This window comes from Achromobacter sp. 1011811831 (genome assembly GCF_059760905.1).
In genome coordinates this window covers 77,849-90,804 of the sequence record NZ_JCBANG010000010.1, presented here as the reverse complement: position 1 = coordinate 90,804, position 12,956 = coordinate 77,849, and the positions used below count along the sequence as shown (strand labels likewise).

General features: G+C 69.3%; 10 protein-coding genes. 8 read left to right on the top strand and 2 right to left on the bottom strand.

What is annotated here, in order from left to right:
- Window positions 1-124: 124 nt before the first annotated feature.
- Window positions 125-1,735: a GMC family oxidoreductase gene (locus tag AC6LJ9_RS06360; RefSeq protein ID WP_498146893.1), complete on the top strand. Its 1,611-nt coding sequence runs from the start codon at window positions 125-127 to the stop codon at window positions 1,733-1,735.
- 176 nt (window positions 1,736-1,911) lie between these two features.
- Here AC6LJ9_RS06360 and cfa read toward each other — a convergent pair whose 3' ends face one another.
- Window positions 1,912-3,111 carry a cyclopropane fatty acyl phospholipid synthase gene (gene cfa, locus AC6LJ9_RS06355; protein WP_498146892.1) on the bottom strand — a complete coding sequence of 400 codons (1,200 nt, stop codon included), beginning with the start codon at window positions 3,109-3,111 and terminating at the stop codon, window positions 1,912-1,914.
- A gap of 263 nt (window positions 3,112-3,374) precedes the next feature.
- Between cfa and AC6LJ9_RS06350 the strand changes: the two genes are divergently transcribed.
- From AC6LJ9_RS06350 to greB, 3 genes are all read left to right on the top strand, one after another.
- On the top strand, window positions 3,375-4,310 hold the full coding sequence (locus AC6LJ9_RS06350) for an alpha/beta fold hydrolase (protein WP_212317495.1): 936 nt from the start codon (window positions 3,375-3,377) through the stop codon (window positions 4,308-4,310).
- 102 nt (window positions 4,311-4,412) lie between these two features.
- Window positions 4,413-5,258 carry a 3',5'-nucleoside bisphosphate phosphatase gene (locus AC6LJ9_RS06345; RefSeq protein WP_498146891.1) on the top strand — a complete coding sequence of 282 codons (846 nt, stop codon included), beginning with the start codon at window positions 4,413-4,415 and terminating at the stop codon, window positions 5,256-5,258.
- A 64-nt stretch (window positions 5,259-5,322) separates the two neighbouring features.
- A complete protein-coding gene (greB, locus tag AC6LJ9_RS06340; protein ID WP_498146890.1) occupies window positions 5,323-5,874 on the top strand; it encodes a transcription elongation factor GreB in 552 nt (183 codons plus the stop codon).
- A gap of 75 nt (window positions 5,875-5,949) precedes the next feature.
- On the opposite strand, the gene AC6LJ9_RS06335 is transcribed toward greB, so the two are convergent.
- Window positions 5,950-6,810, bottom strand: coding sequence for a pirin family protein (locus AC6LJ9_RS06335; RefSeq protein ID WP_498146889.1), 861 nt, complete (start codon window positions 6,808-6,810; stop codon window positions 5,950-5,952).
- Window positions 6,811-7,006: 196 nt separating this feature from the next.
- Between AC6LJ9_RS06335 and AC6LJ9_RS06330 the strand changes: the two genes are divergently transcribed.
- The 4 genes from AC6LJ9_RS06330 (at window position 7,007) to AC6LJ9_RS06315 (ending at window position 12,928) form a co-directional block, all read left to right on the top strand.
- Window positions 7,007-7,612, top strand: coding sequence for a DNA-deoxyinosine glycosylase (locus AC6LJ9_RS06330; RefSeq protein WP_498146888.1), 606 nt, complete (start codon window positions 7,007-7,009; stop codon window positions 7,610-7,612).
- A gap of 248 nt (window positions 7,613-7,860) precedes the next feature.
- Window positions 7,861-8,631 (top strand): sulfate reduction electron transfer complex DsrMKJOP subunit DsrO, encoded by a 771-nt coding sequence (dsrO, locus tag AC6LJ9_RS06325; protein WP_212317511.1) that lies wholly within the window; start codon window positions 7,861-7,863, stop codon window positions 8,629-8,631.
- Between the two features lie 18 nt (window positions 8,632-8,649).
- Window positions 8,650-9,684, top strand: coding sequence for an NrfD/PsrC family molybdoenzyme membrane anchor subunit (gene nrfD / locus AC6LJ9_RS06320; RefSeq protein WP_498146887.1), 1,035 nt, complete (start codon window positions 8,650-8,652; stop codon window positions 9,682-9,684).
- Window positions 9,685-9,760: 76 nt separating this feature from the next.
- The gene (locus AC6LJ9_RS06315) at window positions 9,761-12,928 is read left to right on the top strand and encodes a tetrathionate reductase subunit A (protein ID WP_498146908.1); all 3,168 of its coding nucleotides are present in this window, start codon (window positions 9,761-9,763) and stop codon (window positions 12,926-12,928) included.
- Window positions 12,929-12,956 lie beyond the last annotated feature (28 nt).

Genomic DNA, 12,956 nt, shown 5'->3' with positions numbered 1-12,956 from the left:
ATCATTGGACAGCCGTGGACGCCTGGGCGAAAGTGACGGCAAAACAGCGAACTCCCCCGGGGCGGCAAGGCCCGGGCGGTTTTCCCGGCCTGCAAAACCGGGGCAACAACCATAAGAAGCGCATATGGAGACATACGACTACATCATCGTGGGCGCGGGGTCGGCCGGCTGCGTGCTGGCCAACCGGCTGAGCCGCGACCCGGCGACGCGGGTGCTGCTGCTGGAGGCGGGCGGGCGCGACAACTACCACTGGATCCACATCCCCGTCGGCTATCTGCACTGCATCGGCAACCCGCGCACCGACTGGATGTACCGCACGGCCAGCGAGCCCGGCCTGGGCGGACGCTCGCTGATCTATCCGCGCGGCCGCGTGCTGGGCGGCTGCTCGTCGATCAACGGCATGATCTACATGCGCGGCCAGCGCGAGGACTACGACCAGTGGGCCGCGCTGAGCGGCGACGAGGCCTGGAGCTGGGACCGGGTGCTGCCCGTGTTCAAGCGCAGCGAGGACCACCATCGCGGCGCGTCCGAGCATCATGGCGCGGGCGGCGAGTGGCGGGTGGAGTCGCAGCGGTTGCGCTGGGACATCCTGGAAGCCTTCGCCCAGGCGGCGGAACAGGCCGGCATCCCGCCGGTGGACGATTTCAATCGCGGCGACAACTTCGGCAGCGGCTACTTCGAAGTGAACCAGCGCGGCGGCTGGCGCTGGAACACAGCGAAGGCCTTCCTGCGGCCGGTGCGCCAGCGCGCCAATCTGCAGGTGCTGACCGGCGTCCACGCGCGTGAACTGCTGTTCGAGGGCAATCGCTGCGTCGGCCTGCGCCTGCGGCGCGACGGCCGCGATGAGACCGTGCGCGCGCGGCGCGAGGTGGTGCTGGCCGCCGGCGCGGTCAATACGCCCCAGCTGCTGGAACTGTCCGGCGTGGGCGAGCCGGCGCGTCTGCGCGAGGCCGGCATCGCCATTCGCCACGCCCTGCCCGGCGTGGGCGAGAACCTGCAGGACCATCTGCAGCTGCGCGTCATCATCAAGGTGCAAGGCGTCAAGACGCTGAACCGGCTGGCCTCCACCTGGTGGGGCAAGGCCGGCATCGGCCTGGAATACCTGCTCAAGCGCAGCGGTCCGATGAGCATGGCGCCGTCGCAGCTGGGCCTGTTCGCCCGCTCGGACGAAGGTCAGGCCCGCGCCAACGTGGAATTCCACGTGCAGCCGCTGTCGCTGGGCGCCTTCGGCGAACCGCTGCACAGCTTCGATGCCTTCACGGCCAGCGTGTGCAACCTGCGGCCCATGTCGCGCGGCAGCGTGCACACGCAGGGCGCCGATGCGCAGGCGGCGCCGCTGATCCAGCCCAACTACCTGAGCACGGACGAAGACCTGAAGGTGGCGGCCGACTCGATACGGCTGGCGCGGCGCATCGCTGCCTCGCCCGCGCTGAGCCGCTATCGGCCAGAGGAATGGCTGCCCGGTCCGGCCTACCGCAGCGATGATGAGCTGCGCCAGGCGGCCGGCAAGATCGGCACCACCATCTTCCATCCTGTCGGCACCTGCGCGATGGGCCGGCGGCCGGACCAGGGCGCGGTGGTGGATGCGCGGCTGCGCGTGCATGGGCTGGAAGGATTGCGCATCGCCGACGCTTCGGTCATGCCGTTGATCACTTCGGGCAACACCAATTCGCCGACCATCATGATCGCGGAGCGGGCGGCCGACATGATCCGCGAGGATGCAGCGGGCTCGTAAGGTCCCCGGCATCCTACGCGGCGGTCGCCGCAAGTGTTGACGGTAGCTATCAAGCGTAGGCGGTAGCCACCCCAAGCGGGGCCGCGCGGATCCGGCTCTGCCGGTCCGCAGCGGGGCCCCCTTGAGGGGGCCGCCTAGGGGCGCGTAGCGCTCGGGGGTGGGCCTTTCCTTTCCCTCTAGCGCAGCGAACGGTAGGTGTCGCCGCGTTGCGGATGGGTCAGGATCACCTGCCAGAGCTGGCCTTCGCGCGAGCGGAAGAAGCCGGCGCAACACATCAGGTAGTACTGCCACATGCGGTAGAAGCGCTTGCCGTAGCGTTCCTCCAGCTGCGGCCAGGCGCGCTGGAACCGGTCCCACCACGCCATCAGCGTGCGATCGTAGTCGGCGCCGAAGTTGTGCCAGTCCTCGATGATGAAGCGGCCTTCGACGGCGGTGGAGATCTCCACCGCCGAGGGCAGCTTGCCGTTGGGGAACACGTAGCGGTCGATCCAGGGATCGGTGCTCTGGCTGGTGGCGGCGATGCCGATGGTGTGCAGCAGGAAAATGCCTTCGGGGGCCATCAGTCGCTGCACGTTGGTGAAGTAGGTGTCGTAGTTCTTCGGGCCCACGTGTTCGAACATGCCCACAGACACGACCTTGTCGAAGCTGCCCTGCAGGTCGCGGTAGTCCTGCAGCAGCAGTTCCACCGGCAGGCCCTGCACGCGCTGCTGCGCCAGCGCCAGCTGTTCCTTGGACACGGTCACGCCGGTGACTTTCACGCCGTAGTTCTCGGCGGCGAACTTGGCCAGCCCGCCCCAGCCGCAGCCGATGTCCAGCAGCGTCTCGCCGGGCTTGAGGCGCAGCTTGCGGCAGATCATGTCGAGCTTGGCGTACTGCGCCTCTTCCAGCGTCGCGGCGTTTTCCCAATAGGCGCAGGAATAGATCATGCGGCTGTCGAGCATGGCCTCGAACACGTCGTTGCCGGCGTCGTAGTGCTGCTCGCCGACTTCGAAGGCGCGGCTCCTGGATTGCAGGTTGAACAGCTTGTGGCGCAGATGCTCGGCGATCAGCTTGACGCGCGCGATGCCCATGGCGGCCGATCCCAGGTCGGCGCGCAGCAGGCGGGTGAACAGCTCGTCGAGCGCGTCACAGTCCCATTCGCCGTCCATGTAGGACTCGCCCAGGCCCAGCGACCAACTGGTGAAGACGCGCTCGTACATGTGCTTGTCATGTACCTGGATGTCCCAGGGACGCGAGCCGTTGAGCTGCACGTCGGCGCGGGCCAGCAGGTCCTGCAGCACGCGCGGCGGTTCGGGAGGAGGGGCGGCATGCTGGGCGGCGCCCAGCGGGGAAGCATGACGATCGTGATCGACGGAGGTGGGACTGCTTTGCTCCATGTGGACTCCATATCAATTCGGGGATGACTGATCTGGCAAGGCGTGAAGCTGGTTACTGTGGCCTGAAAGCGCGCTCGCATCCAATGCAATGATTGAATGGCGGCGATAGGCTGAACCAATCTTAACCACTATATCCTGCAACACAAGCCTCACAGGAATCTGAAAGTCCCTTGCGCCGCGTCGGGAAAAGGCGCGGGCGGGGCGGGCGTGCATCCGGCGCATCCGATAAGATACCGGCCATCTTCGCGATTTGGAGCGTATCGATGCAGCAAGCCAGCCTGGAACCCCGCCTGGAATATGTCACCTGCGCCAGTCCGGCCGGCCTGCACCGCATGGCTTATTGGGAATGGGGCGATCCGGCCAACGATCAGGTGCTGGTCTGCGTGCACGGCCTGACGCGCACCGGCCGCGATTTCGATGCGCTGGCGCGCCGGCTGGCGGGGCGTTATCGCGTGGTCTGCCCCGACGTGGTCGGACGCGGCCGTTCCGACTGGCTGGCCAATCCCGCGTTCTACACCGTGCCGCAGTACGCGGCGGACATGGTCACGCTGATCGCGCGCCTGAAGCCGGCGCGGCTGGCGTGGGTCGGCACGTCGATGGGGGGCTTGATCGGCATGGCGCTGTCGGGCTCGGCGGCGTTTTCACGCGCCGCGGCGGCCATGCGGCCGCATCCGGGCATGCCGTCGGCGCAGGAAGGGTTGCGTTTCGACCGCATGGTCCTGAATGACGTCGGCCCTAGGCTGGAGCTCGGCGCGCTGGCCCGCATCGGCCAGTACGTGGGCATGCCGCGCGAGTTCGATTCCTTCGATCAGGCGGTGGCCGCGATGCGCGCCGATTCCCTGCCGTTCGGGCCGCACAGCGACGAGCAATGGGCGCAGCTGGCCCGCTACGTCTATCCCGAGCAGGAGGGACGCTGGGTCAAGCACTACGACCTGGCGCTGGCGCAGCCGCTGGCCGCGCAGACCCCGCAGGAACTGGCAACGGGCGAGCAGCTGTTGTGGCAGTGCTATGTGGGCACGGACTGCCCGGTGCTGATCGTGCGCGGCGAACAGTCCGATTTGCTGACTACCGTCACCGTGGACGAGATGCTTCAGCGCAATCCGCGGGCGCGCGCGGTCGTGATGCCGGGCGTGGGCCACGCGCCCACGCTGATGTCGGACGCGCAGATAGAGCCTGTGGCCGCGTTCCTGCTGGACTGACGTGGCAGGCGAGGAAACGGGGACGCCGGCCGGCCCCGTGGGGCGGGCCGTGGCGCGGTCGCGGCGCTGTGCAGCAATTTCCCGCTTCTCTACAATAGGCCCATGACCTCGCCCATCCTGAACATCGACCTGCATTGCCATTCCACCGTTTCGGACGGCGCGCTCGCGCCGCGCGAGGTGGCGGCGCGGGCGCATGCCAACGGTGTGGACGTCTGGGCCCTGACCGACCACGACGAGATCGGCGGACTGGCCGAGGCCGCCGGCGCCGCCCAGGAACTGGGCATGCGCTTCGCCACCGGGGTCGAAATCTCGGTCACCTGGGCCGGCCTGACGGTGCATATCGTGGGCCTGCGGTTCGACCCGTCCAATGTGGCGCTGGACCAAGGCCTGCGCAAGACCCGCGCCGGCCGCGCCGAGCGCGCCAAGCGCATCGGCGAGCGGCTGGCCGGCATGGGCATGCCCGGCGCCTACGAGGGCGCGCTGCCCTTCGCCGGCAATCCCGAGCTGATCAGCCGCACGCACTTCGCCCGCTACCTGGTCGAGGCCGGTTATTGCCCGGACGTGCAGACCGTCTTCAACAAGTACCTGGGCGACGATTGTGCCGGCCACGTGCCGATGCAATGGGCCACGCTGGCCGAGGCCGTGGGCTGGATACGCGGGGCCGGCGGGCGCGCCGTCATCGCGCACCCGGGCCGCTACAAGTACACGCCGCTGCAGTTCGCCGCGCTGTTCGACGAATTCATCGAACTGGGCGGCGAGGGCATCGAAGTGAACACGGGCAGCCATACGGCCGATGAAGCCCGCAAGTACGCCGAGGTGGCGCGCCGCTACGGCTTCCTGGCCTCGCGCGGCTCGGACTTCCACAGCCCCAAGGAAAGCCGGATGGATCTCGGGCGCCTGCCCGCGCTGCCGCCGGACCTGAAGCCGGTCTGGCACGACTGGTTCTAGCGCACGCCTCGCGTCCGCCCCGCAACGCCATTGATCCTGATCGCGCCCACGCGGCGCCGCCGCCATGAATAAAGCCTTTGTCAAAGAATCCGACAACGATGACGACGATGACCTGCCGCAGGCCCAGGCCCTGCCGGCGGGCACCAAGAATTACATGACGCCCGAAGGCTACGAGCGGCTGCGCGGCGAACTGACGCACCTGATGAACGTGGAACGGCCCTCGGTAGTGCAGGTGGTGTCCTGGGCGGCGTCCAATGGCGACCGTTCCGAGAACGGCGATTATCTCTACGGCAAGAAGCGCCTGCGCGAGATCGACCGCCGTATGCGCTTCCTGACCAAGCGGCTGGACATCGCCGAAGTGGTGGATCCCGCCATCCAGCCCAACCGCGACCAGGTCTTTTTCGGCGCCACCGTGCTGTACTCGGACAAGGCCGGCGAGGACCACACCGTCACCATCGTCGGCGTGGACGAGGCCGAGCCGCTGGCCGGCAAGATCAGCTGGATCTCGCCCGTGGCGCGCGCGCTGATCAAGGCCAGGGAAGGCGACACCGTGGTGCTGCGCACGCCGGGCGGCATCGAGGAACTGGATATCCTGGAAGTGCGGTATCCGGGTTGATGCCCGCCGGGCATGCAGCAGCTGTGGCGCCCTTTTCGGGGGCGCCACAGGGAAGCGCAAGGTTGAGGGAGGTTCCTAGTGCTGGCTATACCGGCCAGACTGGAAGTCCTGGAAGGCCTGCACGATTTCCGCCTGCGTGTTCATCACGAACGGGCCGTAACCCACCACTGGCTCGTCGATCGGCTCGCCCGACAGCACCAGGAAGACGGCGTCGTTGTTGGCCTCGACCGTGATGTCCTCGCCGTCCCTCGAGAACAGCGCCAGCTGCGCATCGCGCGCCACCGATGCGCCGTTGACCAGCAGCGTGCCGCGCAGCACCACCAGCATGCTGTTGCGGCCCGAGGCGAGCGGAAAGCGCGCCGACTTGCCAGCCGCCAGCCGCACGTCCCACACATCCATCGGCGTATGGGTGCGCGCCGGCCCGGCGTGGCCCGCATAGCTGCCGGCGATCACGCGCAGCGTGCCGGCGCCGTCGGGCAGGTCCACGGACGGGATCTCGGCGGCCAGGATGCCCTGGTAGCCGGCCGGCCCCATCTTGTCCTTGGCGGGCAGGTTGACCCACAGCTGCACCATTTCCAGTTCGCCGCCCTGGCGCGTGAACGCGTCGGAATGGAATTCCTCGTGCAGGATGCCCGAGGCGGCAGTCATCCACTGCACGTCGCCGGGACCGATGACGCCGCCGTTGCCGGCGGAGTCGCGGTGCTCGACCTCGCCGCTGTAGACGATGGTCACGGTTTCGAAGCCGCGATGCGGGTGCTGGCCCACGCCGCGCGGACGCTCAGCCGGCTCGAAATGCGCCGGGCCGGCATAGTCCAGCAGCAGGAAGGGGCTGGTGGCCTTGTCCTGGTCGTTGTACGAGAACAGCGAGCGCACCGGAAAGCCGTCGCCCACCCAGTGGGGACGGGGGCTGGCGTGCAGGCCGAGGATCTTCTTCATGGTGTCAGTTCCTGTTGCGCGGCCCCTGCGGGGCCGTTCGTCATGAGTAAGAAGATAAGGGCGGCCCGGGCATTGCGGTAGTGCCGCCGTTGGCAAGCACCGTTCCATCCATCGGACGATCACGGGCGCGGCATCGCGCATCGGGTTTCCAGCGTCCGGCAATCGGCCTCCGCGAACGGCGCGCTATCCTTGCGGCATGAAAAAGACAGACAGCGCCCCTGCCGCCGAGCGGCCCGCCAGCCAGGCCGCGCGCCGCGCGCGGGACGGCGTGGCGCCGGCGGACGCGCCGGTCCTGCAAGGCTTCGCCCCGGTGACGGCGCCGCACGCCAGGGTGCTGGTGCTGGGTTCCATGCCCGGCGCCATCTCGCTGCGCCAGGGGCGCTATTACGCGCATCCGCGCAACGCCTTCTGGCCGATCGCGGCCGAGATCCTGGGCTTCGATCCGGCGCTGGACTATGCCCTGCGGCTGGAGCGGTTGACGCGGGCCGGCGTGGCCTTGTGGGACGTGCTACAAGGCTGCGAGCGCGAAGGCAGCCTGGACGCCGACATCCGCAACGCGGTGCCCAACGATTTCGCCGGCTTCCTGCGCGCGCATCCGCAGCTGCGCCGCGTCTGCCTGAACGGCGGCAAGGCCGCCAGCCTGTTCCGGCGCCAGGTGCTGCCAGCGCTGCCGGCCGCGCTGGCCGACCGGCTCGTCTGCCTGGACCTGCCGTCGACCAGCCCGGCGCATGCCGCCATCAGCTATGAGCAGAAGCTGGCCGCCTGGCGACCCGGCTTGAGTCTGCCCGCCGGGCAGGGCTGAACGCCCACGCCCGTTCCTTTTCGCCAGGCGGATGGCGCCGCCCGCCGTCGCCTGTCGCGCGTGGCCGTCACACCTCATCCGTCTCCCGTCTCCCGTCTCCGGGCATTCGCGAGCGTCCACGTGCGTCCAGGCGTGGCCGGACTGCGTTTTCCCCGACATTCCGTCCCTGAATTGATCCAGGTCAACGCTCTATATAACTCCGGGTGATAAGTTAATTCCTACAACTAGCTGAAAGCACGGAGAAGCATATGCGTACCCCCCCAAGCCCCCCGGAAACCCCTCTCCCGGGCAAGCGAGGCTTCCTGAAGGGATTGCTCGGGCTGGGGGCCGCGGCCACCGTCATACCGATACACGCCGAGGCCATGCCCGGCATCAACGGCCAGCCGCCTCGGCGGCCGGGCATGGCCGGCAAGCGCTATGGCATGCTGGTGGACATGCGCAAGTGCATCGGCTGCCAGTCCTGTACGGTCAGCTGTTCGCTGGAGAACCAGCCGCCGATTGGGCAGTTCCGCACCACCGTGCTGCAGTACGAGGTCGTGCCCGACCAGGGGCAGGCCGCCATGGTCATGCTGCCGCGCCTGTGCAACCACTGCGACAACCCGCCCTGTGTGCCGGTCTGTCCGGTGCAGGCCACCTTCCAGCGCGAGGACGGCATCGTGCTGGTCGACAACGAGCGCTGCGTGGGCTGCGCCTATTGCGTGCAGGCCTGTCCGTATGACGCGCGCTTCATCAATCACGAGACCCAGACCGCCGACAAGTGCACGTTCTGCGAGCACCGGCTGGAGGTCGGCCTGCTGCCGGCCTGCGTGGAAAGCTGCGTGGGCGGCGCGCGCATCATCGGCGACCTGAACGATCCGGACAGCGCGATCTCGCGCCTGATGGCCGAGAACAAGGCCGACATCAAGGTGCTCAAGCCCGAGATGAAGACCGATCCGCACGTCTATTACATCGGGCTGCCCGACGCGTTCGTGCATCAGGTGGACGGGCAGGGCGGCGTGCGCCTGGCCGGCGGACATTGAGACGGGAAGGGGATTTTCATGCAGATTTCTGAATTGCTCACGCCGGTCTACGACGCCGCCTGGCTACCCTGGGCCGTGCAGTATTTCTTCCTGGTCGGCATCAGCGCCACGACGGCGCTGACGGCGGCCTTCGCGGCCTTTGGCCGGCCCGGCTCGCCGGCGCGGCGGCTGCTGCCGTCGGCGGTGGCGGTGCTGCTGGTCAGCGCCATCGCCGCGCCCATCTCGCTGCTGGCCGACCTGCACCAGCCGGGCCGCTTCTGGCATTTCTACGCGCATGCCACGCCCTGGTCGTGGATGTGGCTGGGCGCCTTGCTGCTGCCCTGCTTCGTGGGGCTGGCCGTGCTGTTCGGCGCGGCCTGGTGGTGGGGCCGCACGGGCCTGATGCGCCTGCTGGGCGTGGCGCTGGCCCTGTCGGCCGTGTCCATCCTGGTCTACACCGGCGCCGAGGTCATGGTGCTGCGCTCGCGGCCGCTGTGGCACACGGTGTTCCTGCCGGTGAACTTCGCGCTGACCGCCTGGCTGGGCGCGCTGGGCGCCATGTTCCTGGTGGCGCGCTGGCTGCCCGGCGGGCTCAAGGCGCTGCCGGTGGACATGCTGCGCCAGCTCAGCCTGAGCGCGGTGGTGCTGATGGCGCTGGGCGCGGGGGCCTGGGCCGTGCTGGGCCTGCTGGGCGTGGACCCGTCGTTCGAGGCCGCGCTGCGCCTGTTCCGCGAATTCCCGATCTGGCGCATCAGCCTGGCCGGCGCGGTCGCCACGGGCTTCTGCATCGTCGGCCTGCTGCAGAAGCCGGCCCGCGTGCTGGCCACGCCGCTGGCCTCGGGCGCGCTGGCGCTGACCATGCTGGCGGCGGCCTGGATCTTCCGCTGGGTGGTGTTCATGAGCGTGCAGGGCGTGCCCAAGTATGGCGCCGGCCTGTACCTGTACGACATGCCCTGGGGCAGCGACGGGCTGCTGGGCATGGCGGGCGTGCTGGGTCTGTGCGTGGCGCTGGTCGCGGCGGTGACTTACGCGCTGGAACTGTTCCCGGCCCGCGACCGCGGCGTGTCGGCCTGAGCCGGCGGCAGCAAGGATTGAGGAAAGAGTAGCTATGGACAAGCAACACGAAGACGACAAGACCGGCAAGCCCGGCATGGCGCAGGATGCGCCGGAATCGACCCAGGAACAGCCGCGCGACGAAGCCCGGCGCAAGCTGATGCTGCGCGGCGGCGTGGTGGCGGGCGGCATGGCCGCGTTCGCCGCCGGCTACGGCGAGACGGTGGTCAAGGCCGTCAAGGGCCTGGCGCAGGGCACGGCCGGCGCGCCCACGGCGCATGCGGTGCGCGGCAATTCGCTGACGCCCGAATTCCGCATCGACCCGGTCTCCGGCGTGCTGAGCGCCCAGCCGGGACAGACGGTCAGCCCGTCGAGCTGCCTGGGCTGCTGGACGCAGTGCGGCGTGCGCCTGCGCGTGGACGCCAAGGAAAACCGCATCCTGCGCGTGGCCGGCAATCCCTATCATCCGCTGGCCACCACGCGTCCGGCCGCCATGGAGACGCCGGTGCGCGAGGTCTACGCGCAGCTGGGCGGCGACAACGGCCTGGAAGGCCGCGCCACGTCCTGTGCCCGCGGCTCGGCCATGCTGGAACAGCTGCACAGCCCGTATCGCGTGCTGCAGCCGCTCAAGCGCGTCGGCCCGCGCGGCGCCGGCAAGTGGCAGACCATCTCCTTCGAACAGCTGGTGCAGGAAGTGTGCGAGGGCGGCGACCTGTTCGGCGAGGGCCATGTCGACGGCCTGCGCGCGATCCACGACCGCGAGACGCCGCTGGACCCGGCCAACCCGGAGTACGGCGCCAAGGTCAACCAGTTCCTGTTCACCGACGCGTCGAACGAGGGCCGCACGCCGCTGATCCAGCGCTTCGCGGGCCAGTCCTTCGGCACGGTCAATTTCGGCAACCACGGTTCGTACTGCGGACAGAGCTTCCGCGTGGGCGCGGGCGCCGCGCTGGGCGACCTGAAGGGCATGCCGCACGGCAAGCCGGATTGGGACAACGCGCGCTTCGGCCTGTTCATCGGCGCGGCGCCGGCCCAGGCCGGCAACCCGTTCCAGCGTCAGGCGCGGCAACTGGCCGAAGCGCGCACGCGGCCGCAGGAAGAGGGCTTCCAGTATGTGGTGGTGTCGCCCGTGTTGCCGGCCTCGTCCAGCCTGTCGGCCGGTTCGGGCAATGAATGGGTGCCGGTCAACCCGGCCAGCGACCTGGCGCTGGCGATGGGTCTGATCCGCTGGATCCTGGACAACGAGCGCCACGACGCGCGCGCGCTGGCCCAGCCCGGCCCGCAGGCCATGAAGGCGGCCGGCGAGGCGGCCTGGACCAATTCGACTCACCTGGTGGTGGCCGAACCCGGTCATCCGCGCCTGGGCAGCTTCCTGCGCGGCGCCGACCTCGGTTGGGCCAGGCCGGCCGACGCCGACGAGAAATGGGAAGACGTGTACGTGGTGCGCCTGGCCGACGGCACGCTGGCGCCGCACACCGTCGCGGCCGAGGCGCAGCTGTACGTCGAGGACGCGGTGGCCGCGCCCGGCCTGGACGGCGCGCCCGGCGCGCTGGCGGTGCGCAGCGCCCTGTGGCTGCTGCGCGAGGAAGCGCGCCGCAAGACGCTGGACGAGTACGCCGCGCTCTGCGGCGTGCCGGCGGACAAGATCGCCGAGCTGGCCAAGCGCTTCACCAGCTACGGCAAGCGCGCCGTGGCCGATGCCCACGGCGGCACGATGAGCGGCGCAGGCTTCTACACCGCCTATGCCATCGCCATGCTCAACACGCTGGTCGGCAACCTGAACGTGGAGGGCGGGCTGGTGCTGGACGCCGGTCCGTTCCCGCCCTATGGCGCGGGCCCGCGCTACAACATCGCCGGCTTCGCCAACCGCGCCACGCCCAAGGGCGTGGGCCTGTCGCGCAATCGCTTCCCCTACGAGAAGTCGAGCGAGTTCAAGCGCAAGAAGGCGGCGGGCAAGCCGGCCTATCCGGCCGCCGCGCCCTGGTATCCGGCCACCGGCGGACTCAGCTCGGAAATGCTGGCCTCGGCGCTGGCGGGCTACCCGTACCGCGCCAAGGTCTGGTTCAACCACATGAGCAATCCGGTCTACGGCATCGCGGGCTTTCGCCAGGCCCTGGCCGACAAGCTCAAGGATCCGAGCGCGCTGCCGCTGGCCGTCTCGATCAATCCGTTCATCAACGAGACCAGCGCGCTGGCCGACTACATCGTGCCGGACACCGTGACCTATGAAAGCTGGGGCATGTCCGCGCCCTGGGCCGACGTGATCGCCAAGGCCTCCACCGTGCGCTGGCCCGCCGTGCAGCCGCGCGTGGCGCGCACCGCCACGGACGAGCCGGTGTGCCTGGAAACCTTCCTGATCGCCTGCGCCAAGCGCCTGGGCATGCCGGGTTTCGGCGCCGGCGCCATCACGGACAAGGACGGCGCCAAGTACGCGCTGGACACGCCCGAGGACTTCTTCCTGCGCGGCATGGCCAACATCGCCTACGCCGCCGGCAAGCCCGTGCCAGAGGCCAGCGACGACGACATGGCGCTGACCGGCGTGGACCGCTACGCCGCGCTGCTGCAGGCCAAGCTCAAGCCGGGCGAATGGCGCCAGGTGGCGATGCTGATGAGCCGGGGCGGGCGCTTCGACCGCATGCAGGACGCCTGGACCGAGGCCGGCCAGACGCGCCAGGCCTGGGTCAAGCCGCTGCAGGTCTGGAGCGAGGAGCTGGCGGGCTTCCGCCACGCCATGACCGGCGAGCGCTACAGCGGCTGCCCGACCTGGTACCCGGCGCGCCTGGCCGACGGCCGCGACGTGCGCGCCGAATATCCGCGCCAGGACTGGCCCTTCCTGCTCAGCTCCTTCAAGTCCAACCTGATGAGCTCGATCTCGATCGGCGTGGACCGGCTGCGCCAGGTGCATCCGCACAACCCCGTGTCGATCAACAGCCAGGATGGCGAGCGGCTGGGGCTGCGCAACGGCGACAAGGTCCGCATCGTCACGCCGGGCGGGTCGGTGATCGGGCTGGCGCTGCTGCGCGACGGCATCCAGCCGGGCGCGGTGGGCATCGAGCACGGCTACGGGCATACCGAGCTGGGCGCGCGCGAGCATGTGGTCGACGGCAAGGCCATGCCGCACAATCCGGCGCTGGCCGCCGGGGTGAACCTGAACGACCTGGGCTTCGGCGATCCCACGCGCGGGGCGCATGCCAACGTGTGGATCGACTGGGTATCGGGCGCGGCGGTGCGGCAGGGTTTGCCGGCCAGGATCGAGCGCGTCTAGGCGGATCTGTTGGTTCGTTCATGAGTAC

What these genes read in the sequence shown, in the direction of transcription:
- AC6LJ9_RS06360 (WP_498146893.1), top strand. Translation starts at nt 125, where the DNA reads ATGGAGACATACGACTACATCATCGTGGGCGCGGGGTCGGCCGGCTGC.
- cfa (WP_498146892.1), bottom strand. Translation starts at nt 3,111, where the DNA reads ATGGAGCAAAGCAGTCCCACCTCCGTCGATCACGATCGTCATGCTTCC.
- AC6LJ9_RS06350 (WP_212317495.1), top strand. Translation starts at nt 3,375, where the DNA reads ATGCAGCAAGCCAGCCTGGAACCCCGCCTGGAATATGTCACCTGCGCC.
- AC6LJ9_RS06345 (WP_498146891.1), top strand. Translation starts at nt 4,413, where the DNA reads ATGACCTCGCCCATCCTGAACATCGACCTGCATTGCCATTCCACCGTT.
- greB (WP_498146890.1), top strand. Translation starts at nt 5,323, where the DNA reads ATGAATAAAGCCTTTGTCAAAGAATCCGACAACGATGACGACGATGAC.
- AC6LJ9_RS06335 (WP_498146889.1), bottom strand. Translation starts at nt 6,810, where the DNA reads ATGAAGAAGATCCTCGGCCTGCACGCCAGCCCCCGTCCCCACTGGGTG.
- AC6LJ9_RS06330 (WP_498146888.1), top strand. Translation starts at nt 7,007, where the DNA reads ATGAAAAAGACAGACAGCGCCCCTGCCGCCGAGCGGCCCGCCAGCCAG.
- dsrO (WP_212317511.1), top strand. Translation starts at nt 7,861, where the DNA reads ATGCGTACCCCCCCAAGCCCCCCGGAAACCCCTCTCCCGGGCAAGCGA.
- nrfD (WP_498146887.1), top strand. Translation starts at nt 8,650, where the DNA reads ATGCAGATTTCTGAATTGCTCACGCCGGTCTACGACGCCGCCTGGCTA.
- AC6LJ9_RS06315 (WP_498146908.1), top strand. Translation starts at nt 9,761, where the DNA reads ATGGCGCAGGATGCGCCGGAATCGACCCAGGAACAGCCGCGCGACGAA.